This is a genomic window from Paracoccus sp. 08, assembly GCF_024105395.1.
GTDB lineage: Bacteria > Pseudomonadota > Alphaproteobacteria > Rhodobacterales > Rhodobacteraceae > Paracoccus > Paracoccus marcusii.
On the sequence record NZ_WEKR01000030.1, the window covers coordinates 37,765 to 63,675 of the forward strand.

The 25,911-nt window shown below is 69.8% G+C and carries 26 protein-coding genes; 3 read left to right on the forward strand and 23 right to left on the reverse strand.

All coding sequences use genetic code 11. From position 1 onward, the window contains the following. Position 1: 1 nt before the first annotated feature. From GBO37_RS11490 to GBO37_RS11535, 10 genes are all read right to left on the reverse strand, one after another. Complete coding sequence (locus GBO37_RS11490) at positions 2 to 346, reverse strand: YbaB/EbfC family nucleoid-associated protein (RefSeq protein WP_045982936.1); 345 nt, start codon at positions 344 to 346, stop codon at positions 2 to 4. 3 nt (positions 347 to 349) lie between these two features. Beyond that, a complete protein-coding gene (locus GBO37_RS11495) occupies positions 350 to 2,134 on the reverse strand; it encodes a DNA polymerase III subunit gamma/tau (RefSeq protein ID WP_252929074.1) in 1,785 nt (594 codons plus the stop codon). A 55-nt stretch (positions 2,135 to 2,189) separates the two neighbouring features. Continuing rightward, positions 2,190 to 2,849, reverse strand: a complete 660-nt coding sequence (locus GBO37_RS11500; RefSeq protein WP_046001056.1) for an HAD family phosphatase — start codon at positions 2,847 to 2,849, stop codon at positions 2,190 to 2,192. Positions 2,850 to 2,940: 91 nt separating this feature from the next. Further along, a complete protein-coding gene (locus GBO37_RS11505) occupies positions 2,941 to 4,962 on the reverse strand; it encodes a bifunctional sugar-binding transcriptional regulator/dihydroxyacetone kinase subunit DhaK (protein WP_252929075.1) in 2,022 nt (673 codons plus the stop codon). Then, entirely contained in the window at positions 4,959 to 5,621 is a 663-nt protein-coding gene (dhaL, locus tag GBO37_RS11510) for a dihydroxyacetone kinase subunit DhaL (RefSeq protein WP_252929076.1), read from the reverse strand. Before dhaL (GBO37_RS11510) ends, GBO37_RS11505 begins: the two co-directional genes overlap by 4 nt. 57 nt (positions 5,622 to 5,678) lie before the next feature. Then, the gene (dhaL, locus tag GBO37_RS11515; protein WP_252929077.1) at positions 5,679 to 7,430 is read right to left on the reverse strand and encodes a dihydroxyacetone kinase subunit DhaL; all 1,752 of its coding nucleotides are present in this window, start codon (positions 7,428 to 7,430) and stop codon (positions 5,679 to 5,681) included. Positions 7,431 to 7,441: 11 nt separating this feature from the next. Further along, entirely contained in the window at positions 7,442 to 8,197 is a 756-nt protein-coding gene (locus GBO37_RS11520) for a GolD/DthD family dehydrogenase (RefSeq protein WP_127898991.1), read from the reverse strand. 62 nt (positions 8,198 to 8,259) lie between these two features. Next, positions 8,260 to 9,237 (reverse strand): substrate-binding domain-containing protein, encoded by a 978-nt coding sequence (locus GBO37_RS11525; protein ID WP_371927567.1) that lies wholly within the window; start codon positions 9,235 to 9,237, stop codon positions 8,260 to 8,262. A 61-nt stretch (positions 9,238 to 9,298) separates the two neighbouring features. Next, complete coding sequence (locus GBO37_RS11530) at positions 9,299 to 10,306, reverse strand: ABC transporter permease (RefSeq protein WP_232303354.1); 1,008 nt, start codon at positions 10,304 to 10,306, stop codon at positions 9,299 to 9,301. A 50-nt stretch (positions 10,307 to 10,356) separates the two neighbouring features. Then, positions 10,357 to 11,838: a sugar ABC transporter ATP-binding protein gene (locus tag GBO37_RS11535; RefSeq protein ID WP_252929079.1), complete on the reverse strand. Its 1,482-nt coding sequence runs from the start codon at positions 11,836 to 11,838 to the stop codon at positions 10,357 to 10,359. Between the two features lie 217 nt (positions 11,839 to 12,055). Here GBO37_RS11535 and GBO37_RS11540 point away from each other — a divergent pair, with 217 nt between their 5' ends. Next, positions 12,056 to 12,541 (forward strand): cell wall hydrolase, encoded by a 486-nt coding sequence (locus GBO37_RS11540; protein WP_252929126.1) that lies wholly within the window; start codon positions 12,056 to 12,058, stop codon positions 12,539 to 12,541. Positions 12,542 to 12,548: 7 nt separating this feature from the next. Here GBO37_RS11540 and GBO37_RS11545 read toward each other — a convergent pair whose 3' ends face one another. From GBO37_RS11545 to GBO37_RS11560, 4 genes are all read right to left on the reverse strand, one after another. Beyond that, positions 12,549 to 13,478 (reverse strand): bile acid:sodium symporter family protein, encoded by a 930-nt coding sequence (locus GBO37_RS11545; RefSeq protein ID WP_252929080.1) that lies wholly within the window; start codon positions 13,476 to 13,478, stop codon positions 12,549 to 12,551. Between the two features lie 264 nt (positions 13,479 to 13,742). Beyond that, positions 13,743 to 14,768, reverse strand: a complete 1,026-nt coding sequence (locus GBO37_RS11550) for an HlyD family secretion protein (RefSeq protein WP_252929081.1) — start codon at positions 14,766 to 14,768, stop codon at positions 13,743 to 13,745. Then, positions 14,765 to 16,372 (reverse strand): MFS transporter, encoded by a 1,608-nt coding sequence (locus tag GBO37_RS11555; RefSeq protein WP_252929083.1) that lies wholly within the window; start codon positions 16,370 to 16,372, stop codon positions 14,765 to 14,767. Before GBO37_RS11555 ends, GBO37_RS11550 begins: the two co-directional genes overlap by 4 nt. Continuing rightward, the gene (locus GBO37_RS11560; RefSeq protein ID WP_045983896.1) at positions 16,369 to 16,797 is read right to left on the reverse strand and encodes a MarR family winged helix-turn-helix transcriptional regulator; all 429 of its coding nucleotides are present in this window, start codon (positions 16,795 to 16,797) and stop codon (positions 16,369 to 16,371) included. The genes GBO37_RS11555 and GBO37_RS11560 overlap by 4 nt, the downstream gene beginning before the upstream one ends. A 221-nt stretch (positions 16,798 to 17,018) precedes the next feature. On the opposite strand from GBO37_RS11560, the gene GBO37_RS11565 reads away from it, so the two are divergent. Beyond that, entirely contained in the window at positions 17,019 to 18,524 is a 1,506-nt protein-coding gene (locus tag GBO37_RS11565; protein ID WP_252929084.1) for an ABC transporter substrate-binding protein, read from the forward strand. A gap of 33 nt (positions 18,525 to 18,557) precedes the next feature. Here GBO37_RS11565 and GBO37_RS11570 read toward each other — a convergent pair whose 3' ends face one another. Further along, entirely contained in the window at positions 18,558 to 19,694 is a 1,137-nt protein-coding gene (locus GBO37_RS11570) for an alpha-D-ribose 1-methylphosphonate 5-triphosphate diphosphatase (protein WP_252929086.1), read from the reverse strand. A 95-nt stretch (positions 19,695 to 19,789) separates the two neighbouring features. Between GBO37_RS11570 and GBO37_RS11575 the strand changes: the two genes are divergently transcribed. Further along, the gene (locus GBO37_RS11575; protein WP_252929088.1) at positions 19,790 to 20,455 is read left to right on the forward strand and encodes a DUF1045 domain-containing protein; all 666 of its coding nucleotides are present in this window, start codon (positions 19,790 to 19,792) and stop codon (positions 20,453 to 20,455) included. Here GBO37_RS11575 and GBO37_RS11580 read toward each other — a convergent pair. From GBO37_RS11580 to phnG, 8 genes are read right to left on the reverse strand one after another with little or no spacing between them, the layout of a single operon-like run. After that, positions 20,431 to 20,931 carry a phosphonate metabolism protein/1,5-bisphosphokinase (PRPP-forming) PhnN gene (locus GBO37_RS11580; protein WP_252929090.1) on the reverse strand — a complete coding sequence of 167 codons (501 nt, stop codon included), beginning with the start codon at positions 20,929 to 20,931 and terminating at the stop codon, positions 20,431 to 20,433. The genes GBO37_RS11575 and GBO37_RS11580 overlap by 25 nt on opposite strands. Next, positions 20,928 to 21,611 carry a phosphonate C-P lyase system protein PhnL gene (phnL, locus tag GBO37_RS11585; RefSeq protein WP_127898981.1) on the reverse strand — a complete coding sequence of 228 codons (684 nt, stop codon included), beginning with the start codon at positions 21,609 to 21,611 and terminating at the stop codon, positions 20,928 to 20,930. The genes GBO37_RS11580 and phnL overlap by 4 nt, the downstream gene beginning before the upstream one ends. A gap of 2 nt (positions 21,612 to 21,613) precedes the next feature. Beyond that, positions 21,614 to 22,372: a phosphonate C-P lyase system protein PhnK gene (gene phnK, locus GBO37_RS11590; RefSeq protein WP_127898980.1), complete on the reverse strand. Its 759-nt coding sequence runs from the start codon at positions 22,370 to 22,372 to the stop codon at positions 21,614 to 21,616. After that, a complete protein-coding gene (locus GBO37_RS11595; protein WP_252929092.1) occupies positions 22,369 to 23,229 on the reverse strand; it encodes an alpha-D-ribose 1-methylphosphonate 5-phosphate C-P-lyase PhnJ in 861 nt (286 codons plus the stop codon). Before GBO37_RS11595 ends, phnK begins: the two co-directional genes overlap by 4 nt. Next, positions 23,226 to 23,825: an HAD family phosphatase gene (locus GBO37_RS11600; protein ID WP_252929094.1), complete on the reverse strand. Its 600-nt coding sequence runs from the start codon at positions 23,823 to 23,825 to the stop codon at positions 23,226 to 23,228. The genes GBO37_RS11595 and GBO37_RS11600 overlap by 4 nt, the downstream gene beginning before the upstream one ends. Then, positions 23,822 to 24,889: a carbon-phosphorus lyase complex subunit PhnI gene (locus GBO37_RS11605; protein ID WP_252929096.1), complete on the reverse strand. Its 1,068-nt coding sequence runs from the start codon at positions 24,887 to 24,889 to the stop codon at positions 23,822 to 23,824. The genes GBO37_RS11600 and GBO37_RS11605 overlap by 4 nt, the downstream gene beginning before the upstream one ends. Beyond that, positions 24,889 to 25,437 carry a phosphonate C-P lyase system protein PhnH gene (gene phnH, locus GBO37_RS11610; RefSeq protein WP_252929099.1) on the reverse strand — a complete coding sequence of 183 codons (549 nt, stop codon included), beginning with the start codon at positions 25,435 to 25,437 and terminating at the stop codon, positions 24,889 to 24,891. The genes GBO37_RS11605 and phnH overlap by 1 nt, the downstream gene beginning before the upstream one ends. Continuing rightward, complete coding sequence (phnG, locus tag GBO37_RS11615) at positions 25,434 to 25,871, reverse strand: phosphonate C-P lyase system protein PhnG (protein WP_252929100.1); 438 nt, start codon at positions 25,869 to 25,871, stop codon at positions 25,434 to 25,436. The genes phnH and phnG overlap by 4 nt, the downstream gene beginning before the upstream one ends. Between the last annotated feature and the right edge of the window lie 40 nt (positions 25,872 to 25,911).

Sequence of the window (25,911 nt, forward strand, 5' to 3'; positions counted from 1 at the left end):
CTCAGAAGGGCAGCTTCATGCCGGGGGGCAGCCCCAGGCCTTCGGTCATGCGCGACATCTCGGCCTGCATCTTCTCCTCGGCGGCGCGTTGGGCGTCCTTGATGGCGGCCAGGATCAGGTCCTCGACCACCTCCTTCTCCGACGGCACGAAGATCGACGGGTCGATCTCCAGCGCGGTCAACTCGCCCTTGGCGGTGCAGGTCGCGCGTACCAGGCCCGCGCCGGATTCGCCGGTCACGGTGATGCGGGCCATGTCCTCCTGCATCTGGCCCATCTTGTCCTGCATGTCCTTGGCGGCCTTCATCATCTTGGCCATGTCGCCAAAGCCGCCCAATCCCTTGATCATCGTTCAGTCCTCATCCTCGAAGGGGTCCCATTCCTCAACCTCGGCCACCGGGCCTTCGGTTCCGTCATGGGGATTGGCCGCACCCTCGGGCAGGTCGGCGACCTGGGCCTCCGGGGCGACGCGGGTGATGCCGGTCAGGGTCGCGCCGGGAAAGGCGGCCAGCACCTGCTGCACGATGGGCAGGGCCAGGGCGCGGTCGCGGTCGGCACGGGCCTGCGCCTCGCGGGTTTCGGCGATGGTGGGGGCGCCGGCCTCGTTCGTGATGGTGACGGCCCACCGCTGTCCGGCGGTCCAGCCGCGCAGGCGCTCGGCCAGCCGCTGCGCCAGATCGGCGGGCGGGTTGTCGCGGGGCTGATACTCGATCCGCCCGGGGCTGTAGCGCACCAGCGACACGTGGCGTTCCACCAAGACCAGCAGCGTCATGTCGCGCATCCGGGTGATCAGCTCGATGACGGACGCGAAATCGGGATAGCTCTCGACCAGTTCGGGCGTCACGGCCAGGGCGTGGGCCGCGGCGCCGTGCGCCTGGACCGCCGGCGCGGGGCGGGCGCGGCGCATCGCCTGCGGGGCTTGGGCCGCGGGCGCGCCCGCCACCGAAGGTCCGCGCGCGAACTCTCCTGCCGTCTGTGCCTGCTGGACGCGGCGGATCAGCGCCTCGGGGTCGGGCAGGTCGGCGACATGGGTCAGGCGGATGATCGCCATCTCGGCGGCCATCATCGCGTTGGGCGCGGCGGACACCTCCTCCAGCGCCTTCAGCAGCAGCTGCCACATCCGTGACATGACCCGCATCGGCAGCCGGTCGGCCAGGTCCTTGCCTCGTGACCGTTCGTCCGGAGAGATCGTCGGATCCTCCAGCGCGTCCGGCGTGATCTTCACGACGGAAATCCAGTGCACGATCTCGGCCATGTCGCGCAGCACCGCGACCGGATCGGCGCCATCGGCATATTGCGACTGCAGCTCGGTCAGCGCCGATGCAGCGTCGCCGCGCATCACCATCTCGAACAGGTCGATCACGCGGCCGCGGTCGGCCAGGCCCAGCATCGCACGCACCTGGTCTGCGGTGGTCTCGCCCGCGCCATGGCTGATCGACTGGTCCAGCAGGCTGGTCGCATCGCGGGCCGACCCTTCGGCGGCGCGGGTGATCAGCGCCAGCGCGTCGTCGGTGATCGTCGCACCCTCAGCCGCGGCGATCCGGCGCAGCAGGGCGATCATCACCTCGGGCTCGATCCGGCGCAGGTCGAAGCGCTGGCAGCGTGACAGGACGGTCACCGGCACCTTGCGGATCTCGGTCGTGGCAAAGATGAACTTCACATGCGGGGGCGGCTCCTCCAGCGTCTTCAACAGCGCGTTGAACGCGCTGGTCGACAGCATGTGGACCTCGTCGATGATGTAGATCTTGTAGCGCGCGGACGCGGCCCGGTAATGCACCGATTCGATGATCTCGCGGATGTCGCCCACGCCGGTGCGGGACGCGGCATCCATCTCCATCACGTCGACATGGCGGCCTTCGGCGATCGCCACGCAATGCTCGCACACGCCGCAGGGTTCGGTCGTGGGGCCGCCCTGGCCATCTGGGCCAATGCAGTTCATGCCCTTGGCGATGATGCGCGCGGTGGTCGTCTTTCCGGTGCCGCGGATGCCCGTCATGATGAAGGCCTGCGCGATGCGGTCGGCGGCGAACGCGTTCTTCAGCGTGCGGACCATCGCGTCCTGTCCGACCAGGTCGGCGAACGTTTCGGGCCGGTATTTCCGGGCCAGAACCTGGTAGGCGGGCTTGGTGTCGGTCATCGATCCCTCGGGCACAGCGCCACCTTAGCGGGGCGCCGCGGGGGCCACAACCGTGTCAGGCAGCCAGCAGGCCGATGCCCCGGGCGCCCGCGATCAGGTCGGTCGCCAGAAAGTCAGCGTTCTCTCCCGACAGGGGCACCATGTCGGGCACCTGCACGACCGTCATCCCGGCCGCGCGTGCGGCGATGGCGCCGACATCGCTGTCCTCGAAGGCCAGGCAGCGGGCAGGCTCGATCCCAAGCCGCCGGGCCGCCAGCAGATAGACGTCGGGGGCGGGCTTGGGGCTGGGCACGTCGCTGCGCGTCACCACGATGTCAAAGCTGTCGGTCAGCCCCGCCGCCGCCAGCTTTTCCCGGGCCTGATCGCCGGTGCTGGAGGTCGCGATGGCAAAGGGCAGTCCCGCCGCCCGCAGCGCGTCTAGCAGCGTGTGGACATGCGGGCGCAGCGGGATGCCGTCGCGGTCGCGCCGTTCAATCATCGCCTCGGCCCACATCCGGTCCAGGTGCGGAAAGTCGAAATCCGCGCCCAGGTGGTCGCGCAGGATCCCGCGCGAGGTCGGCTCGTCGATGCCCACCAGCGATGCCAGCAGCCCGTCGGGGGCCACGCGCCCCATGCGGGCCAGCGCCGCCTCTCCGGTCTCGATGGTCATCTGTTCGGTGGCCAGCAGGGTGCCATCCAGATCAAAGATCACGGCATCGAAACGGCGGGCGGTCATGGGTCATCCTTTCAGGTCTGTCAGGCGCTAACATGGCGATTTGCGCGGCGATCGGCAAGGCATGGCTGGGTTGCAGGCCGCGACGGGCCACCTAGGGCTGCGTCCAGGCCGGGGAATGGCAGGGGTGGTCGATCAGGGCGGTCAGTTCCTCGTCCAGGTGCAGCGCGGTGATCGACACGCCCGCCATGTCCAGCGAGGTGTAGTAATGTCCGATCAGCGTGCGATGCACCTGCACGCCCCGTGCGCGCAGACGTTCACGCAGCCGGCGGTTCAGGATGTACAGCTCCATCTTGGGCGTGCCGCCAAGCGAATTCACCAACAGGGCGACCCGGTCGCCCTCGGCGGGGCGCATCTCGTCCAGGATGCGGTCCACGATCAGGTCGGCGGCGCCGTCCGCGCTGGCCAGGGGCGCACGGGCGATGCCGCGTTCGCCATGCACGCCCACGCCGATCTCCATGTCACCTGCGCCAAGCCGAAAGCTGGGCTTCTGGCTGTCAACGGACGCGCCCGGTTCCAGCGCAATCCCCATCGTGTAGCAGCGCTGGTTGGCGCGCAGCGCCAGCCCCGCGCAGGTTTCCAGCGGCAGCATCCGGTCGCAGGCGGCCCCCGCGACCTTGAAGACGAAGACATTGCCCGCCACCCCGCGCCGCGCCGCCCGCGTGTCGACGGGGGCCGAGGCGATGTCGTCGGTGGTCACGATGGTGCGCACCGGCACGCCGCGGGCGGCGGCCATCTCGGCCGCCATCTCGAAGTTCATCAGATCGCCCGAGAAGTTGCCGAAGATGTGCAGAACGCCCGCCCCGCCATCTGCGGCCAGCGTCGCTGCCAGGATCGGGTCGGGCGGCGGTGCGGCAAAGACGTTGCCGATCGCCACCGCATCCGCCAGCCCGCGCCCGACATAGCCGAAGAACCCCGGCTCGTGCCCCGACCCGCCGCCGATGACCAGGCCGACCTTGCCCGCCCGGGGGGCGCCCGTGGCCCGCAGGGCGCGCGGCGCGCCGGTGATGGGGGCCAGCATGTCCTCATGCGCCAGCAGGGCGCCGGCCACCGTCTCGTTCACGGCGTCCTGGGGGCGGTTGATGAACTTCTTGACCCGCAGGCGTTCGGGTAGGGGCTGGGGCATCTGGTCGCGGCGCCGCGCGGGCGTGTCGTCATGCCCTTCGGAGGTCAGGATGGCGCGGGCGGTGTCGGCATCGGTCACCATCACGTTGATGTAGTTCCCGCGCAGCGCGGCCAGGATCGCCTGGACCTTGTCCATGCCGCCTGCAACGCCGATCCGGCAGGGGACGGACCGCAGGCCGCCCAGGTCGATGCCGATGGTCCGCCCCTCCAGCGGGCCGTCGACGGGCTGGCCCTGGGCGTCGATCAGCCGCCCCGCGATGCTGCCCACCGCGGCGTGGTAATGGGCGTGCATGGCCACGTCGTCGAAAAAGCCGCTGCTGTGGATGGTGCTTTCCGGCCGCAGCGAGGAAATGCCCAGCACGATCCGGTTGGCCTGCGCCAGCACCGCCATCTGTTCTGCCACCACCGGCTCTCGCAGCAGCAGCGCGCGCATGTCGGGCGATGACACGATCGCCGGGGCCGAGATCGGGATGCACCGCGCGCCCATCGATTCTGCCAGCCGCGTCGCGCAGGCTTCGGGCGTCCAGGGGATCTTGGCGGTGGTGCCGCCCGTCGCCTGCACCACGCGCAGGTCCTGCAGCCCGGCGCGGTCGACGCGGCTGGCCATCGACAGGACGGTCCGTCCCCAGGTCACCGCGATGGTGTCGGCCGACCGCGCCAGCCGCGACAGCACCTGCGCCGCGGCCGCGCCAAGCCGGTCGATCAGCGGGCTGTCGCCGCCTTCGGACGGGATCACCAGGCAGTCGGTCAGGCCGAAATGGTCCTGCATCGCCTGCGCCAGGCTCAGCGCGCGGAACCGTTCGGGGTCGATTTCGATCGAGACGATGCCGCGGGTGCGCGCATCCGCCAGATAGGCGTTCACCGAGGCGCGGGACACGCCCATCTGTGTGGCGATGTCGCCCTGGGTCAGGCCCTCCTGGTAATACAGCCAAGACGCCCACAGCAGCGGGTCCTCGCCAAAGCGCAGGGGCTGGCGGGGGGTGGTGGTCATGGGCGCGACCCCTCCGCGCGGCGCCGGGCCCAGTGCGCGAGGCTGTCCAGCAGCGCCGCGGCCGATACCGCGCCGGGGTCCAGATGGCCCACGCTGCGCGGTCCAAGGCGGGCGGCGCGGCCGCGGCTGGCCATCATCGCGCGCGTCGCCTGTGCGCCGTCGGCTGCGGCACGAGCCGCGGCGGCCAGCACCTCGGTCGCGGGCTGGCCCGCCTGCAGGCCCGCGCGGGCGGCATGGGCGGCAGGCGCCCAAGCATCGACCATGGTCTTGTCGCCGGGCTTGCCCTGGCCGCGGGTGGCGATCCCCTCGGCCATCGCGACGATGACCTCTGGCAGGCGGGACAGGGGCACCTGCGTCTCGGCGCCAAGCGCCGAGGCGGCGCGCAGCAGGGCGCTGGCATAAAGCGGGCCGGTCGTGGCGCCCACCGCGTTGTGCAGGGACGACGCGGCCAGCGTCAGCCCCTGTGCCAGCGTCTGGTCCGCCTCGCCCGCCTCGCTCAGGGCGCGCGCCGCGGCGGCAAAGCCCCCGGCCATCGCCACGCCGTGATCGGCATCGCCGATCTCTCCGTCCAGTTCGGCCAGATAGGATTGTTCCGCGGCCATGCGCTCGGCCAGGCTGCGGAACAGGTCGGTCAGATCATGGCGCGAAAACGTCTGCATGTCGGACCTCATTGGCACGGCCCGCCGCAGGGTTGCAAGCGGTCCCGGAACGGCACGTCACGGCTGCGACAGGCGGCGTTCCACGCTGTCGGCCAGTGTCGTCAGGATCAGGCAGCAGGACGTCGCCCCGGCATCGGGCACCCCCCGCGACCGTTCGCCCAACCGCGCCGCGCGGCCCAGCTTGGCGACCATGTCGACGGTGCTGTCGCGCCCCTGCTGCGCCGCCCGCGCCATCGCCCGCAAGGAGGCGGCGAACCCGTCGGGTCGTGCCGCGTCGAAGGCCGCAATGGCCGGGTCCAGGCAGTCGATCAGGGTCTTGTCGCCGACCTTGGCGGCGCCGGTGGCGGTGACGGCGGACAGCCCGGCCTGCAGCATGGTCAGGAACCCGTCCGCGTCGATGGCGGCGCGGTCGCGGATGGTGCGGCCCATGTCGCGGAACATAAAACCGTAAAGCGGCCCCATCGATCCGCCGATCTCGGACATCAGCACGTCCGACAGCACCAGGAAGGCCCCGTCCAGCGGCTGGCCCGACAGGCGTTCGGCCGCGCGGCCAAAGCCCTTGGCCATGTTGATCCCGTGATCGCCGTCGCCGATCAGGCCGTCCACCTCGGACAGGTGCGCCTTCTTGGCGACGATCACCGCGGCCAGTTCCGCCACGATGTCGCCCGATTGCGCGACGGACAGGCGGGGATGGCCCGCGGCCTCGGGCGCGCGGGGGGCGGTGTCGGCGGCCGCGGCGGCGGCGCGGTGGCGCGGACCACCCGCCAGGGCGCCCACCGGCGCGGGCCGTGTGCCCGCGACGGTCAGGCCGGGCGCCGCGCAGTCCATGTCCAGCAGGTGCTTCAGGTCGTCGTCAAGCGCCATGACCGTTAGCGTGGCCCCCACCATCTCCAGCGAGGTGAAATAGTTTCCGACGAAGGCCCGGTGCACCCGCAGGCCCGCGCGTTCCAGCCCGACCTCGATCCGGTCGTACAGCACATAGAGCTCGTTCACGGGGGTCGCGCCCAGGCCCGAGACCAGCACCGCGACCTCGGTTCCGTCGGGCAGGGCGTGATCGTCCAGCACGATCCGGACCATGTCGTCGGCGACCTGGTCGGCGGTCTTCAGCGCTTCGACCCGTGTGCCGGGTTCGCCGTGATGGCCGATGCCGACCTCCATCGTGCCGGGCGCGATCTGGAAGTTCGGATGGCCCACCGCGGGCAGGGTGCAGGGGCCAAGGCCCACGCCCACCGACCGGCAGGCGTCGATCGCCCGCTGGGCCGCGGCCCGAACCTCGGCCAGGGTGCCGCCAAGCGCGGCCTTGGCGCCGCCGATCTTCCACATGAAGATCTCTCCGGCCACGCCGCGGCGCTTGGCGCGTTCGGATGCGGGGGCGGAACAGACGTCGTCATTGGCCACCACGGTCGCGACCTCGATCCCGTCCTCGGCCACCATGCCCGCGGCCATGCGCACGTTCATGTTGTCGCCCGCATAGTTGCCGTAGAGGACCGCGACCCCGGCACCGCCATCGGCGGCCCGGATCGCATCGGCAAAGCTTTTCGCGGTGGGTGACGAGAACAGCTCTCCGACGGCCACGGCATCGACCAGGTTGCGGCCCGCATAGCCGATGAAGGCCGGCTCATGCCCCGACCCGCCGCCGGTCACGATGCCGACCTTGCCGTCCTGGGGCGCAAAGCGCGACAGGACCACACGCGGGTTGGCCGGGTCCTTGCGCACCAGGTCGCGATGCGCCTTGATGAAGCCCGCCACCGTCTCGTCGACGATGTCGTCGGGGTCGTTGACGAAACGCTGCATCGCCTTGGTCGTCATGTCGTCCCCCATCATCGCACCGTGTATCCGCCGTCGACCAGCAGGTCGACGCCGTTGATCATCGCCGCCGCGTCCGATGCCAGGAACACCGCCGCAGCGGCGATCTCGTGGGGTTCGGCAAAGCGGCCGGCGGGGATCAGTGCCTTCATCGCCTCGCCCCTGGGGCCCTCCCAGGCCTTGCGGCCCAGATCGGTCATCACCACGGTCGGAGAGATGGAATTGACGGTGATCCCGTGCCCGCCCCATTCCAGCGCCAGCGTCTTGGTCACGCCGACGATGCCGAACTTCGACGCGCAATAGGCGACATGCCCCTCGATCGCGACCGAGCCTGCCTGGCTGGCCAGATTGATGATGCGCCCGCCCTTGGCCCGCGCGATCATCCCGCGCCCCACGGCCTGCGCCATCAGGAAGCTGCCGGTCAGGTTGACGGCGATGGTGCGCGTCCAGGCGCCGTCGCTCAGATCCTCGGCCGGGGCCAGGTCCACGATGCCCGCGGAATTGACCAGAATGTCGATGCCGTCAAAGGCCTGCGTCACCGCATCGACGGCCGCGCCGATGCTGGCCGCGTCGGTCACGTCGCAGGCAAAGGCCTGCGCGTCGGGCAGGGCGGCCGCGGCATTCGTCGCGGCGGCCAGGTTCATGTCCAGCAGCGCGACGCGCGCGCCCTGGGCGGCAAAGGCCTGCGCGATGGCGGCGCCGATGCCCGATCCGGCACCCGTCACCACGGCGGTCCGGCCGCCCAGGCTGAAATCAAGTGAAGCGGCCATCCGCAGTCCTTTCGTGGGTCAGGTGGCCCCTCCGGCAGGCGTGCCGCCGAAGGGGGTGGTCGTTACTGGCGCGTGGCCAGCAGTGCGTCGACGTTCTCGGCCGTCACCGGGGTCCAGGGCACGTTGTATTCCTTGTCCGCGCCGTTGTTCCACGGCATGTCGGGATACTGTTCCCAGATCGCCGACATGGGCTCATAGTCGGGCTTGACCGCCTTGATCGCCACGTCGATCGAGCCCAGGGCCTGGGCCTCGCCGTCCTGCAGGATCGAATCCATCTGGCCCGCCTTGACCGCGTTCAGCGCGTCGGTCACCCCGTCCACGCCCGCGATCGCGAAATCGGCCACGTCCATGCCGGCGGCCTTGATCGCCTCGATGGCACCCAGGGCCATCTCGTCGTTCTGGCCGATCACGCCCTTGATGTCGTTGCCATGCGCAGTCAGCCAGTTCTCCATCAGGGCCTGCGCCTCGGCGCGCGACCAGTTGCCGGTCTGGCGTTCCAAGATCTTAACGTCGGGGCATTCGGCCAGGGCCTTCTCGTTGCCCTCGCCGCGCTGGATTTCGCCGGACTGGCCGATCGGGCCCTCGATGATGACCACCGCACCCTGGCAGCCCATCTTGTCCAGGACGGCCTTGGCCTCCAGATAGCCGGCCTCGACGTCGTTCGATCCGACATAGGCGGTCAGCAGGTCGCTGTTGACCCGCGCGTTCGATCCGACGACGGGGATGCCCGCATCGACGGCCAGTTGGACGGCGGTGGCGCCGGCCTCGACGTCCATTGGCGCAAAGACGATCGCGTCGAAGCCTTGGGTGATCATCGTCTCGAACTGGTCCTGCTGCACCAGCGCGTCATAGCGGCCGTCAAAGATGGTCAGCTCGACCATGCCGGATTCGACCGCCGGGTGCTTTTCGCCCGCCGCCGACCACAGCTGCATGAACTCGGCATTCAGGCCATAGGCGGCCATGCCGATCTTGATCGGGTCGTCCTGCGCCTGCGCCGCGCCCAGACCCAGGCCAAGCGCCAATGCGCTGGCCGTCATCATTATCTTCGTCGTCATCTGGTTTCCTCCCTCGGTGACACCATGTCCCGGCACGCGCCGGATCTCAGTCTTCGGTCTTGCGGGACCGGTCCAGCATGACGGCGGCCACGATCAGCGCCCCCTTGATCACCTGCTGGTAATAGGATTCGACCCCAAGCAGATCGAGGCCGTTGTTCATCACCCCGATCAGCAGCGCGCCGATGACGGTCCCGGTGACCCGGCCCACGCCGCCCGCCAGGCTGGTGCCGCCGATCACGACCGCCGCGATGGCGTCCAGCTCATAGGCGACACCCGCCTGGGGCAGGGCCGAGCCGGTCCGCGCGGCCAGGATCATCCCCGCGATGCCCGCCAGCGCGCCGGATATGGCATAGACCGAAAACCGGATGGCGCGGACGGGCAGGCCCGACACCTTGGCCGCATGGGGGTTGCCGCCCACCGCATAGACGTGGCGGCCAAAGCGGGTCCGGGTCAGCACGAAATGAGACAGCGCGAAGACCAAGCCGAACAGGATGATCGGCACCGGGATGCCCGCGATGTCGCCCGTCCCGATCCAGCGATAGCCGTCGGTCAGCGCCGGGACCGGCCGTCCGCCCGAATAGATCAGCGTCAGCCCGCGCGCCGCCGACAGCATGCCAAGCGTCGCGACGAAGGCCGGGACCGCAAAGCGCGCGACCGCGATGCCCGACAGCGCGCCCATCGCGGTGCCGGTGATCAGGCCCACCGCGATCGGGATCAGCGGCATGTAGGGCGCGCCGGGGATGAACCCCGCCGCCGAGGTCGTGGCGAAGCTGGCCGAAACCACGCCCACCAGCGCGACCACCGATCCGACCGACAGGTCGATGCCGCGCGTCAGGATGACGAAGGTCATCCCGATCGCCAGGATCCCGTTGATCGAGGTCTGGCGCAGCACGTTGATGATGTTGCGCGACGTCAGGAAATTCTCGCTGACGATCGACAGCACGATGCACAGCAGCGCCAGCGCGATCAGGATGCCGTATCGCTGCGCGTCACGTCCGATCCGCGCCGGGATCATGCGGCGCGGCTGCGCTGCGGTCTTGATCTGGTCTTCCACCCTGTCTCTCTCCCGTTCATGCATCCGTCGACGGCGTCCGTCCCGGCGCGTCAGGCCGCCAGATGCAGCAGTTTCTCGGCCGACATCGCGGCGCGATCCAACTCGCCCGCCACGCGCCCGTCCCGCATGACGACCGCGCGGTCGGCCATGCCCAGCACCTCGTCCGTCTCGGATGACACCATGATGACCGCCCCGCCCGCGCGGGCGAAATCGGACATCACGCGATAGATCTCGCGCTTCGCGCCCACGTCGACGCCGCGCGTGGGTTCGTCCAGCAGCAGGATGCGCGGCTCGGTCAGGAACCACTTGCCCAGCACGACCTTCTGCTGGTTGCCGCCCGACAGATGCGCGACGTTCAGCCGGTCCGACGCGGTGCGGATGTTCAGCGTGTCGATCATCCGGGTGGCGGCACGGCCCTCGGCACGGGCGTTCATCACCGGGCCCGCGGACATGCGGTCCAGCGTGGCCAGGCACAGGTTCTCGCGCACGTCGSCGGTCAGGACCAGGCCGGATCGCTTGCGGTCCTCGGTCACATAGGCCAGCCCGGCCTCGATCGCCTCGCGCGGGGTGGTGATGCGGGCGGGGCGCCCGTCGATGGTCACGGTGCCGGCCGTCTCGGCCGACAGGCCGAACAGTCGGTCGAAGATCTCGGTCCGGCCCGACCCCATCAGGCCGTACAGCGCCAAGATCTCGCCCTCGTGCAGATCGAAGCTGACGTCCCGGACGCCGCGATCGGCGGCAAGACCCGCGACCGACAGCAGGCGGCGCGCCTGCGGGGTGTTCTCCTTGACGAATTCCTCGGTCAGGGGGCGGCCCACGACCAGCTGGATCAGGTGGTCCTTGTCGATGTCGGCCAGGCTGCCCGTCTCGACGAAGCTGCCGTCGCGGAACACGGTATAGCTGTCGCAGACGCCGAAGATCTCGGACAGGCGGTGGCTGACATAGATCACCCCCTTGCCGCGCGTCTTCAGCGTGTCGATGGCGGCGAACAGCTGGTCGGCCTCGGCCTCGCCCAGGGCAGAGGTCGGCTCGTCCATGATGATGACCTCGGCGTCATAGCTCAGCGCCTTGGCGATCTCGACCAGCTGGGTCTGGGCCACGGTCAGGTCCATCATCAGGCTGTCCGCGCGGATGCCGAACTGGAACCCGTCCAGCAACGCCTGGGCGCGGCTGTTCATCTCGCGGAACGCGATGCGCCCGAACATCCCCACCGGTTCGCGGCCCAGATAGATGTTCTCGGCCACGGTCATGGCCGGGACGGGGCTCAGCTCCTGCTCGATGATCGAGATGCCATGCGCCAGGGCCTGGGACGGGTTGTCGAACACCACCGGCTGGCCGTTGCGCAGCAAGGTTCCGGCATCGCGGTGATGGATGCCCATCAGGATCTTGAGGAAGGTCGACTTGCCCGCGCCGTTGCCGCCGCACAGCGCATGCACCGATCCCGGCTCTAGCCGGAACTGGCCCAGCTTCAGCGCGGGAACGCCGTCGAAGGATTTGCGAAAGCCCGAGGCCTCCAACAGCGGCGTGGTCATGTCGTCCCCCCATGCCGGACACCCACCGGGCGTGCCGATACATATGTCAGTCTCCCTCTGACATTTGCACGCTAAGCGGCGCGGGTGACTTCTGTCAACAGGGATGTGACATAGTTCAGATGCGATCTGGCAGTTGTCCGCGCGGCCCGCCTGCTGCTAAGCCTTGCGAAACAACAAGGCTGCAAGGGCAGGGACAGGCATGGGTTTTTCGAAGGGGATGCTGCGCGGTGCCGCGCTGCTGGCGGTGCTGTCGTCGGTGGCCGCCTGCGGCGGTTTCAAGCGTCAGAACGAACTGGAATGCATGGAACGCGCCATGTATTTCGAATCGAACCGGTCCAGCCGGGACGCGATGATCGCCGTGGGCAGCGTGGTGATGAACCGCGTCCAGTCGGGGAACTATCCGCGGTCGGTCTGCGGCGTGGTGGGCCAGAAGAACCAGTTCGCGCCCGGCGTCCTGACCAAGCGGATGGACCGCGCGTCGGCCCCGCGCCTGCGCGAGGCGGCCGTGTCCGTGCTGCGCGGCGAACGCCATCCGATGATCCAGAACGCCCAGTTCTTTCACGCGGCCAGCTATCGCGCGTCCTACAACAACATGCATTACGTCGTGACGGCGGGCGGCAACGCGTTCTATGAACGCCGCCGCCCGGAACTGGTGACCCAGCCCCGCGTGCTGCCGCAGATCGAGGGCATCACGGGGCGCTGAGGCGGATCTAGCGGGCCTTCATCCGCGACAGGATGTTGGCCACCAGCGCGCCCGAGATGTTGTGCCACACGCTGAAGATCGCCGCCGGCACCGCCGTCAGCGGCGAGAAATAGGCGGTGGCCAGCGCCGCGGCCAGGCCCGAATTCTGCATGCCGGTCTCGATCGCGATGGCCTTGCGGGCGGCCAGGTCCAGCCCGGCCAGCCGCGCCGCGATGAACCCGATCAGATAGCCCAGCATGTTGTGCAGCACGACGACGGCAAAGATCATCATTCCCGACTGGACGATCGCGCCCTTGGAGGCGCCGACGACGGCGGCCACGATCAGCACGATGCCCGTCACGCTGACCAAGGGCAGGGCGGGCACCGCCGCGCGCACGAAGGCCGGCAGCAGCTTTTGCGCCGCAAAGCCCAGGGCCAGCGGGAACAGCACGACCTTGACGATGGACTGGAACATCGCCCAAGCATCCACGGGCAGGTATTCGCTGGCCAGCATCAGCATCAGGAAGGGTGTCACGATCGGTGCCATCAGCGTTGTCACGCTGGTGCAGGCGACCGACAGCGCCACGTCGCCCTTGGCCAGATAGGTCATCACGTTCGACGACGTGCCGCCGGGGCAGCAGCCGACCAGGATCACGCCCGCCGCGACCTCGGGGGACATCGGGATGATCATGGTCAGCGCCACCGCCAGCAGCGGCATGATCAGGAACTGCGACGCGACGCCCACGCCGACATTGACCGGGCGGCGCAGCACCTCGGCAAAGTCGCGCCCCGAGATGGTCAGCCCCATCCCGAACATGATGATCCCCAGCAGGGTGACGATCCAGGGTGTCAGCTGACGGAACAGGTCGGGCAGCAGAAAGCCCAGGACCGCGAACAGGACGACCCAGGCCGCAAAGGTATTGCCGACGAACCGCGAAAGTGATGCCAATGATTTCACCGATGCCTCCTCTGGCACAGCTTTCCTGCGCCCTGACGTTTCGGCATGGGCCATAGTGCCGCCCGTGGCGGGCTTCAACCCGTGGTGGCGGAAAAACCGGCCCGGCGCCGTGAGTGGTCGGGTCCGCACCGCTGCATCATCCCGGCCTAGCCGCACTCCGGTTGCGTCCCGGCCCGGCTGCGCGTGCGCGCCGACTGCGTCCCTGCCGCGCCCCGGGCCGGCTGCCCCCCTGTGCGGCCCGGTCTGTGCCGGGCCGTCGGCAGGTCAGGACCCGGCGCGGACCACAACAGACATGCCAGGGCGCAGGGCGGCGCGGTCCTGGTCGGGATCGATGGTGATGCGCACCGGCAGGCGCTGGGCGATCTTGGTGAAGTTGCCGGCGCTTGCGGTGCCCGCCATCAGGCTGAATTCCGATGCGGTCGCGGGCGACAGCGATTCGACCTGACCGGTGAACCGGCGGTCCTGCAGCGCGTCCACGGTGAAGCTGACCGGGGAACCCGGCGCCAGGCCCCGCATCGCGGTTTCGCGAAAGTTGGCGATGACCCACAGGTCGGTGCCGACATGGGGGACCAGCGCGGTGCCGGGGGTCACGTACTGGCCGACATGGACGGCGATCTGGCCCAGGCTGCCGTCGGCGGGGGCATGGATGACGGTGTTGTCGACCTCGATCCGGGCCAGCTGGACGGCGGCCTCGGCGCTGGCGATGTCGGCGCGGCGGGCGTCCAGCGCGACATTGGCCGAACGGATCGCCTCGGTCTGGACGTCCAGGCGGGCGCCGGCCTGGATGCGGGCGGCCTGGGCCTGCTGCAGGGCCAGGCGGACCTGGTCGGACGACGACTGCGACGTCACGCCCCGGTCCAGCAGCTGCCCCGCGCGGTCGGCCTGCGATCGGGCATTCTCCAGCGCGCCGTCGGCGGCCTCGACGCCCGCCTGTTCGGCGCGGGCCACGGCCTCGGCCGACACGACGTCCTGTTCGGCGACCTTCAGCGCGGCCTGGGCGCCCTGCAGCAGGGCCTCGGCCTGGGCCAGCTTCTGGCGAGGGATGCGGTCGTCGATGCGGGCGATCACGTCGCCCTTCGCGACGGTCTGATAGTCATCGACCTCGACCGCGGTGACATAGCCCGACAGCTGCGGGGCGATCATCGTGACCTCGGCGCGCAGATAGGCGTTCTCGGTCTGGGGGGCCGCGGTCGAGAAGGGCGGCAGGCCCCATGCGAACAGCAGCAGCAGCGTGCCCGCCAGGCCCAGGATCAGGGCAATGGCGGTCGGGACAAGGTTCTCTTTCTTCATGGCGTGGTTCCGGTGTTCTGGACGGCGGCCCGGCGGGCCATCACGTCGCGCAAAAGGTGAAGCAGCAGCACGGCCGCCGCCAGCAGGGCGGCCAGCGCGGTCAGCGCATAGGCATCGGCATAGGCGCTGACCCAGGCCTGGGCCGCGACCTGCTGGCCCAGATCGGTCGCCGCCTGCGCGCGGCGCGCGGCGGCATCGGGGATCTGGGCGGCCAGCATCGCGGCCCGGCCCGCCAGGGTCGCGACCGTGGCCGGATCGGTGGCGGTCAGCTGGACGGACAGGTCCTGCAGGTGCAGCGCCTCGCGACGGGTGGTGAAGGTGTTGAACAGGCCCGACCCCAGCACGCCGCCCAGGCTTTGGGTCGAGATGAAGACGATGACGAAGGACAGGATGTATTGCGGCCCCTTGGCCAGGGCCGACAGCAGGCCCGCCATCATCGCGGGCGGCATGAACAGCATCGCGGCAAAGCCGATCAGCGCCTGGCTGACCACCATCTGCGCGGGCCGGGTCAGCACGCCGGCGCCGCTGTCCAGCCAAGCGCCAGCGGCGATCAGCAGCAGGGCGGCCAGGTGGAACTGGGGCACGCGGGTGGGCCGCATCCAGGCGATGCAGGCCAGCGCGCCCATCAGGCTGGCCAGGGCGATCACGGCGAACAGGACGGTCATCTGCTGGGGCGCGACACCCAGCACCTGGAACATGCGCGGCGCGCCCGCCGACTGTTCCGACAGGATCAGCCGGAACAGGAACAGCGTGCCGGTCAGGTGCAGGATGGCCGGGCTGGCCAGCCAGCGGATGTCCAGCAGGGGGGCGGTGCGGTTCAGCTCCAAGACCACCGCCAGGGTCAGCGACAGCGCCGCGCCGGCCAGCAGCCAGCCGATCCACGCAACATCCGTCCAGTTGTAGATCGGCCCCATGACAAAGGCCACGATCAGCCCGCCGAAGCCTGCGCCGATCAGCACGAAGCTGGCAAAGTCCAGCGGCTCGATCACCTTCTGGCGGGGGATGGGGCGCAGGGGCAGGCAAAAGACCAGCATCAGCGACACCAGCGCCATGCCCAGGCCCGTCACATGGACCGCCGTCATGCCGCCGTCGCCGATCAGGTACGGCCCCACGACCCGGGCCAGCGTCGGTCCGGTCATCAGCACCGTCATCGCCAAGGGCAGGCCCAAGGTCATCTTGGCCTGCGGGGACAGGGGTTCCAGCATGTAGAGGAAGGCCAGCGTCGACAGGGGCGCCGCGGCGGCACCCGCAAGGAACTGCAGCACCAGCGCCGAGCGGAAATCGACCGCCCACAGCGATGCCAGCGCCACCAGCGCATAGAGGATGATCCCCAGTTCCGCGAACCGCCGCAGCCCGTACTGGGTGCGGATCTTGATCAGCAGCACCGGCAGCGCCGCGCGCGGGATCATGTAGACCGCCAGCAGCCAGGCCGCGCTGGTCGTGGTGATGCCCAGATCGCCCGCAAGCTGGGGCAGGCTGGTGGACACGAAGCCCTGCTGCAGGCCCTGCGACAGGCCGATCACGGTGGCGGCCAGCATATAGGCCACGGCCTGCAATCCGGGCAGCGGCGGATGCGGCGGCGGGGGTGCGGCAGGGGCGCTCATGTCCGGTCCATCCGTTCGATGTTGCGGGCGATCCGGTCCAGCACCTGGGCCGCGCGGTCCAGGTCCTGCGGATCGATTCCCTCTAGCACTTCGCCGCGCAGGCGGTGCGTAAATTCGACGATGGCGCTGTCGCGACCGCGTTCGGTTACGACCAGCCCGTTCTTGCGGCCGTCGCCGTCCAGAGGACGCCGTTCGACGAAACCGCCGGCGACCAGGGCGTCGATCTGGCGTTTCAGGGTCGGCGCCTCGATCGCCAGTTCGGCGGCCAGTTCGGTCTGGGTGATGCCGTCGTGATGCGCCAGCGTCGTCAGCGCGCGCGCCCGCGACAGGGTCAGACCCACGTCCCGCGCCCTGCGGTCATAGCTGCGCCGCAGGGTCCGCATGACCCGCAGCAGGGTATCAAGGATCGGGCTTTCGCGGGGCATGACGCGTCCTTTTGGCTGGTTCGTTAGCTAGCTAAGGATATCGTCGGCCAGCATCAATGCCCCGACCGAAAGAAATTTGCAGGATGTGCAATTTCGAGGCGCAGACGCATCACGGTTGCCAGTCGCGGATCGTGAACCTTAGTATACACTAATGATCCGGTCCCATTTCGGGCTGGCCGCACAGAGCGTCGCCAAGCGCCGGAACCGATCGGGAGACATCGATGAAGCTGACCACCTTTCTGGCCACGGCCCTGGGCACCGCCGCCATCGGCGGCATGGCCGTCGCCGCCGACCTGCGCATCGGCCTGAACGAGGACCCGGATTCGCTGGATCCCGCACAGTCGCGGACCTTCGTGTCCTCGCTGGTCTATGAATCGCTGTGCGACCGGTTGCTGAACACCAATGCCGCCATGGAGATCATCCCCGAACTGGCCACCGACTGGGCTTGGTCCGATGACGGCAGGACGCTGACCCTGACGCTGCGCGAGGGGGTGACGCATCACGACGGCACGCCTTTTGACGCGCAATCCGCCCGCCGCGTGCTGGAGCGGAACATGACGATGCAGGAAAGCCGCCGCAAGGCGGAGCTGGGATCGATCGACCGGGTCGAGGCGACGGGCGATCATGAACTGACCATCACGCTGACCGCGCCCGACGTGACGCTGCTGGCGCAACTGGCCCATCACGCGGGGCGGATGTATTCGCCCGATGCCGCCGATGCGGCCGGCGCCGCTTTTGGCCGGGCCCCGGTCTGTTCGGGCCCCTATGCTTTTATCGACCGGGTCGAGGGCGACCGGATCGTGCTGGAACGCTTTGCCGATCACTGGGACGCGGACCAGTTCCATTACGACCGGGTGATCTATCTGCCGATCCCGGACACGACGGTGCGGCTGGCCAACGTGCGGTCTGGCGATCTGGACATCATCGAACGCACCGCCCCCGCCGACGTGCCGGGCGTGCGGGCCGACGAGCGCCTGCAGCTGTTCGAGGTGCCCAACATCGGCTATCAGGGCATCACCATCAACGTCGGCAACGGACCCCGCGCGGAGGCGCCGCTGGGCGCCGATGCCCGCGTCCGCCAGGCGCTGTCGCTGTCCATCGACCGCCAGGCGCTGAACCAGGTCGTGTTCGAAGGGGAATACGTGGTCGGCAACCAATGGGCCGCGCCGGGCACCCCCTATTACGACGACCGCGATCCGATCCCCGCGCGCGATCCCGATGCCGCCCGCGCCCTGCTGGCCGAGGCGGGCGTCCAGACCCCCATCCGCGTCGAGATGCAGATCGGAAACAACCCCATCGCCCAGCAGGTCGGCCAGGTGATCCAGGCCATGGCGGCCGAGACGGGGTTCGACATCTCTCTGCGCGCGACGGAGTTCGCGACGCTGCTGTCCGAGAACGTCGCCGGCAATTTCGACATGTCGCTGCAGGGCTGGTCGGGCCGGATCGACCCGGATGCCAACATCCACCCCTTCGTCGGCTCGGACGGGGCCAACAACGACCAGCATTACCGCAACGCGGAGATCGATGCCCTGCTGGCACAGGCCCGGTCTGAACCCGACACCGCGGCCCGCAAGGCGCTGTACGACCAGACGCGCGACATTCTGAAACAGGATCTGCCGCTGATCTACCTGTACCACATCAAGTACTTCTACACGATGCGCCAGGGGATCGAGGGGTTCGAACCCTATGCCGACGGCATCATCCGGCTGCGCGGCGTGTCGGGCTGATCACGGCCGCACGCCCCCGGCGGGGCGCGCGGCTCAGGCGGCGGTCCGTGTCCACAGGCCCCGCACGGCCGCGGCGCCGCCGAGCTGTGCCACGCGGATGACGTCGGCCCGCGCGCCCGGTGCCAGCCTGCCGCGATCGTGCAGGCCCACGGCCTGGGCGGGCGCCTGCGTCACGGTCGCGATGCCGCGCGCCAGATCGCCCCACAGATCGCCCAGCATCATCGCCCCCGACAGCAGCGACGACGGCACGTAATCCGACGACAGGATGTCCAGCAGGTCGGCCCGCGCCAGGTCGCTGGCCGCGACATTGCCGCTGTGCGATCCGCCGCGGATCAGGTTGGGCGCGCCCATCATCACGCGGATGTCGTGGTCGCGGCAGGCCTGTGCGGCATCCGCCGTGGTGGGGAATTCCGCGAAATGACAGCCATGCGCCGCGCTGACCGCGACCTGGGGCGCGGTGGTGTCGTCGTGGCTGGCCAGCACCGCGCCATAGCGGCGCGCCTCGGCCACGGCGGTCGCCTCGTGCAGCTCGCCCACGCGGGCGCGCAGGGCCTGCTGGTCGGCGACATGGTCCAGGAACTGGGCATCCGACAGGCCCTTCTTGCCGCAGACATAGTCGCGCAGCTTGCCGATGTCGCGGAACTGGCGTTCGCCGGGGGTGTGGTCCATCAGGCTGACGATGCCGATGCGGTCCCGGGGGCCGAACTTGGCCATCTCCTCGGGCAGGGTTTGGGAACAGATCTCGGCGCGCAGGTGCAGGAAATGGCTGATCCGCAGCGCCCCCTGGGCGCGCAGGCCCAGGATCTCGTCGGCCAGGGCGCGGGCATATTCGCCGTAGCCTGCATTGTTCGACGTCACGACCGACCCCACGCGCAGCGCGTCGAAGACGGTGGTGATGCCCACGCTGGCCAGTTCGGCGTCATGGGCGATGATCGCATGGGCATGGGGCCAGTCGACGCCGGGGCGCGGCTCGATATGGCGTTCCAGATTGTCGGTGTGCAATTCGATCAGGCCCGGCATCAGCAGGTCGCCCTGACAATCCAGCGCGCCCGCGGGGAGGGCGCGGCCCTGGCCGATCTCGGCGATCAGGCCGTCGCGCAGGACCAGGTGGCCGTGGATCACCTCGGTCGGCAGGACCAGGCGGGCGTTGGCAAGGATGATGTCGGTCATGCGGTCGGGTTCCGTCTTGAAGGATCATGTCGAAGGGCGTCATCTGGCAGACGGCTGTCACAGCCGTGTGACACAACGGGCTTAGGGTGCCGCGCATGCAGGATTTCACACGATATGCCGTCTACTACGCGCCGCAACCCGGCATCTTCGCGGACCGTGCGGCGGCGTGGCTGGGCTGGGACCTGGCGGGCGGCCATGCGGTCGATGATCCGTCCCTGCCGGCGCGCCCGGTGGGCCAGCCGCGCCGATACGGGTTCCACGGCACCATCCGCGCGCCCTTCCGCCCCGTCGTCCCCGAAGCCGACCTGATCGCGGCCGTCGACGCGCTGGCCAGCGACAGGCCGGCGGTGACCTGCGGGACGCTGGCGCTGCGCGATCTGGGCGGGTTCCTTGCGCTGATGCCCACCGGGGGCCAGCCCGACCTGATCGCGCTGGCCGATGCGGTGGTGCGCGCCACCGATCCGCTGCGCGCGCCGCTGACGGCTGAAGAAGTCGCGCGGCGGCGCCCCGACAGCCTGACCCCGCGCCAGCGCGCCCTGCTGGACCGGTGGGGCTATCCCTTCGTGATGGAGGAGTTCCGGTTTCACCTGACCCTGACCGACCGGCTGACCGCCGCGGAACGACCCGCGGTGAAGGCCGCGGTTCAGGCCTGGCTGGGTCCTGTCCTGCCGCGGCCTTTCGTGATCGCCGACCTGTGCCTGGTGGCCCAGGATGCACAGGGCCGGTTCCACCTGCGTCATCGCGCCCCCCTGTCGGGCTGAAGGGCGGCCAGAAGGCGCGCGGTCCCCTGCGCAAGGCAGGCATCGTTGCACACGGTCAGGTGGGCGATGCCCGGCGGCATGGCGAAGGCGGCGCGGCGCAGGCGGGCGGCGATGTCGGCCGACCCCTCGCGCCCGCGGTCGGCCAGGCGGCGCGCCAGCACCTCCGCCGGGGCGGTGATCAGGATCACCCGCAGGTCGGGCAGCCGGCTGCCGTTGAAGATCACCGACGGCCCCGTCAGCTGATCGTGCGGGATGCCGTAGCACAGGCCATGCGCCCGCCAGTCCAGCGCGAAATGCCCGCCGTCGCGCAGGGCCGCGAAGCGTGCCGGGGTGACGCCGTCGAAATCCTCTCCTCCGGCGTCGGAGGGGCGGGTGATCACCCGCCGCGCCAGGCGCAGATCGGGCCGCGCGGCGCAGGCCGCGGCGATCAGCGTGTCCTTGCCCGCGCCGGATGGTCCGACGACCGCCGCGATCATGCCGCGCGTCCCGGCGTGAATCCGGTCACGTCCACCAACCGGTCGCAGACCGCGTCGCGCGCCTCGGCGTCGTGAAAGATGCCCAGGATCGCGGCGCCGCGGGCCTTGGCCTCGGCGATCAGGGACAGGACGACCTGCCGGTTCGCGGCGTCCAGGCTGGCCGTGGGTTCGTCAAGCAGCAGCACAGGATAGGGATGGACGAAGCCGCGGGCGATGTTGATGCGCTGCTGTTCGCCGCCGGAAAACGTGGTGGGCGACAGGCCCCACAGCCGGCGCGGAATGTTCAGCCGCCACAGCAGGCCTTCGGCCTGCGCACGCGCTGTCGCGGCGGGCACCCCAAGCGCGCGCAGCGGTTCGGCCACCACGTCCACCGCAGGCACCCGCGGCAGCACGCGCAGAAACTGGCTGACATGGCCCAAGGTGCCCCGCCGCAGTGCGGTCACGGTGCGGGGCGCGGCGCCTACCAGTTCCGTGCCGGCGATGCGAATGCTGCCGCCGCCCGGCAGATAGTTTCCCTGGATCATCCGCATCAGCGTGGATTTGCCCGCCCCGGACTGGCCCACCAGCCCCACGCATTCGCCGGGATCCACGTGCAGCGCGGCCCCGGCCATGACCGGGATGACCGTGCCGCCCTGATTGTGCAGGGTGAAGGACTTGGAAAGGTTTTCGACCTGGATCATCGTCACACCTGCAGGACGGAGGAGACAAGAAGCTGGGTATAGCCGTGCTGCGGATCGTCCAGCACCTGGTCCGTCAGGCCCTGTTCGACCACGCGTCCCGATTTCATCACCATCAGGCGGTCGGCCAGCAGGCGCACCACCGCCAGGTCATGCGTGACGATGACGACCGACAGACCCATGTCGCGCACCAGCCCGCGCAGCAGGTCCAGCAGCCGCGCCTGCACGCTGACATCCAGCCCGCCCGTGGGTTCGTCCATGAACACCAGCCGCGGCCCGGTCACCAGGTTGCGCGCGATCTGCAGCCGCTGCTGCATGCCGCCGGAAAAGGCCTGCGGCCGGTCGTCGACGCGGTCCTGGGCGATCTCGACCCGGTCCAGCCAGTCGATGGCGGCGGCGCGGATGTCGCCGTAATGGCGCTGGCCCACGGCCATCAGCCGTTCGCCGACATTGGCCCCGGCGCTGACGCCCATGCGCAGCCCGTCGCGTGCATGCTGGTGGACATAGGCCCATTCGGTGCGCGCCAGCCGGCGGCGTTCGGTTTCGGCCATCGCCAGAACGTCGCGCCCGTCATAGGTGACGGTGCCCGCATCGGGGCGCTGATGGCCAGCCAGGCAGGACAGCAGCGTCGATTTGCCCGATCCGCTTTCGCCGACGATGCCCAGCACCTCTCCGGGCCACAGATCAAAGCCGACGCCGGTGCAGCCGATCCGCGCGCCATAGCGGCGTTCCAGGTTCCGAACGGACAGGATGGGGGCGCTCATGCGGCCTCCGCGGCCAGGCGGCCCCTGTGGCCGGCGGCGACCCGCGCGGTGCAGAAATCGGTGTCGGAACAGACGAACATCCGCCCGCCCGCGTCATCGGTCACCACCTCGTCCAGATAGCTGGCCTCAGCGCCGCACAGGTCGCAGGCGTGATCGGCCTTCGAGGGGCTGAACGGGTGGTCGTCGAAATCCAGGCTAACGACATGGGTATGCGGGGGCAGGGCATAGATGCGCTGTTCGCGCCCCGCCCCGAACAACTGGATCGCCGGACTGTCCGACAGTTTCGGGTTGTCGAATTTCGGGATCGGCGACGGGTCCATGACATAGCGCCCCTCGACCTTGACCGGATAGGCATAGGAGGTCGCGATGCGGCCGTGCCGGGCAATGTCCTCGTACAGCTTGACGTGCATCAGGCCGTATTCCTCCAGCTCGTGCATCTTGCGGGTCTCGGTCTCGCGCGGCTCCAGAAAGCGCAGCGGTTCGGGGATGGGCACCTGATAGACCAGGACCTGGCCCTGGGTCAGGGGCGTCTCGGGGATGCGGTGGCGGGTCTGGATCAGCGTCGCGTCGGCGGTGGCGGTGGTGACGGCGACCCCCGCCGTGCGCTGAAAGAACGTGCGGATGCTGACCGCGTTGGTGGTGTCGTCGGCGCCCTGGTCGATGACCTTCAGGCGGTCGTCGGGGGTCAGGCAGGCGGCGGTCAGCTGCACCCCTCCGGTGCCCCAGCCATAGGGCATGGGCATCTCGCGGCTGGCGAAGGGCACCTGGTATCCGGGGATCGCCAGCGCCTTGAGGATGGCGCGGCGGATCATCCGCTTGGTCTGTTCGTCCAGATAGGCGAAGTTGTAACCGCTCATAGCAGCCCCCGTCGGATCAGGTCGTCCTCCAGCGCGGCGGGATCGGTGAAATGATGCGCGGCCATCCCCGCGTCCCGCGCGCCCGCGACGTTGCGGGGGCTGTCGTCGATGAACAGGCATTGGTCGGGCGCCACGCCGGCGCGGTCGCACAGCGTGGCAAAGATGCGCGGGTCGGGCTTCAGCACGCCCTCGATCCCCGACACGATGGTCACGCCGAAGGCTGTGGCCAGCCGCGGGTGGGTGGCCAGGCCGATGGGCCAGGTCTGCGCGGACCAGTTGGTGATCGCGTGGACCGCGTGGCCCCGCGCCCGCAGGCGGTCCAGAAGCACCCATGTCCCCTCGATCGGCTCGCGGATCGAGGCCGCGTGTCCAGCCCGATAGGCCAGAAAGGCCGCACGGTCGCGGGGATCGGCGATCGCCTCGGCCAGATCGTCGAAGCACGCGCCCCCGTCCGCGCGCTGGTTCAGCGTGGCGAAATCCACGCGATCAAGGAAAGCCAAGACCGACGCATTGTCGCCCAGCAGGGGCAGGAAGGCGGCCACCGGGTCCCACCGGACCAGCACGTTGCCGATGTCGAAAACGATCGCCTTGATCATTGCGCATCCTTTGCGTTGTCGTCCCGCAGCCGGCGCACCAGCTCCAGTTCGGCCTGGAAATCGACGTAATGGGGCAGCTTGATGTGCTCCAGGAACCCCGTCGCCTGGATGTTGTCGCAATGCGACAGCACGAATTCCTGGTCCTGCGCGGGGGCGCCGGTGAAATCCTCGCCCAGCTCCTGCCAGCGCAGGGCGCGGTCGACCAGGCTGACGGCGATGGCCTTGCGTTCCGACTGTCCCATGACAAGCCCGTATCCGCGCGTGAACTGCGCGGGTTCGGTGCGCGAGCCCTTGAATTGGTTCACGGTCTCGCATTCGGTCAGCGCGATCTCTCCGATGTCGATGGTCAGGTCCAGCTCGGGGATGTGCATCTGCACGGGGACGCGGCCGATGCGCAGTTCGCCGACAAAGGCATGGGTGCGCCCGTAGCCACGTTGGGTGGAATAGGCCAGGCCCAGCACGAACCCCTCGTCCGCGCGGGCCAGCGCCTGCAGGCGCAGCGGGCGGTTCGCGGGCAGTTCCAGCGGCTCGCGGGTCAGGTCGGGGGCGGGGGKGTCGTCGCGCGGGCTGGGTTCGATCAGCCCGTCGCGGTCCAGGATCGCCATGACGTGGGGCATGGCGCCGGCGTCGGGCGCGGCCAGCGGCGCGGGGTCCACCGCCGCCTGATCGGCAAAGTCCAGCAGGCGGTGCGTGTAATCGAAGGTCGGCCCCAGCACCTGACCGCCCGGCACATCCTTGAACGTGGCCGAGACGCGCCGGTCCACCGCCATTGCGCCCGTGTCTATCGGCACGGAGGCACCGAACCGCGGCAGCGTCGTGCGATAGGCGCGGATCAGGAACACCGCCTCGATCAGGTCGCCGCGGGCCTGGCGGATCGCCAGCGCGGCCAGGTCGGGGTCATACAGCGACCCCTCGGCCATGACCCGGTTCACGGCCAGGGCCATCTGCGCCTTGATCTGGTCGACCGACATCAGTGGCAGGTCGGGGTCGCCGCGGCGCTCCTCGGCCAGCCAGGCATGGGCGTTCTCGATGGCGCGTTCGCCACCCTTGACAGCGACATACATCAGGCGGCCTCCACGCGGGTGCTGCGCGGCAGGCAGGCCAGCCGGTCGCCGCAGGTCAGGATGAAGTCCAGCCCCATCGGGAACAGGGCGCGGTTGGCGCGGAACGGCGCGGTCGCGGGCAGGGACAGCGTTGCGCGGTCGCGGATGCCCGGCCCGCGCAGGACGGGACCGTCCGCGTCCAGCCGGTCCAGCTCGACGATCAGCGTGGCCGAACGGTCGGGATAATCGGGCAGGCCCACCGCAAAGCGGTCCAGCGGCAGCAGATCGGGCCAGCGCCCAACCGCCAACGCGGCCGACGGTGCATCCGCCAGCGGGCAGCCTGCGTGAAACCGCAACCACGGGGCCAGGTCGGGCAGCGCGCCCGCCAGATGCACCGGCGTCGTCGGATCGGCCAGCAACAGCAGCACCGTCGCGGCGGCGGGGCCGACCCCGGGGGCATGGGCCTGATCCAGGCGGTGGATCGTGCCGGGCCGGGCCATGGCGTCCATCAGCACGCGGAACCCCTGGGCCGATTGGCGGGCGGGATCGTTGAATCCGTGGCCGGTCATGCGTCCTCTCCGCGTTGCAGGGTGAAGAACTCGACCCGGGTGGCGGCGGCCTTGGCGGCGCGGGCGTCGCGGGCGGCCTGCGCGTCGTCGCGCAACGCGGCGATCAGGGGGGCATGGGCGTCGGGGTCGGTCTGCATCAGCGCGTCCATCGCCGCGGCCCGCCGCGCATGGGCGTGCGACCGCCCCTGTACATGTCCGTGGCCCTGCGTGCCGCAGGGCAGGCGCAGGGCGCAGCGGGTCACGGTCATCTCTCCGACGTTGAAGGGCGCGCCGGTGGCGCCGATGCGGCCCTGGACCATCACGGTGCCGGTTTCGGGCGTGCGCAGCAGGGCGTGATCGGGCAGGTCGGGCAGCAGCTGCGCCAGCCGGTCGGGGGCGCTGCGGGCCAGGATCGACAGCCAGTTGCGGCGATGGGGAATGGGGGAAGCTGACATCTTGCCGGGGTGTCCCGTTATCTATACAACTAGACATGTG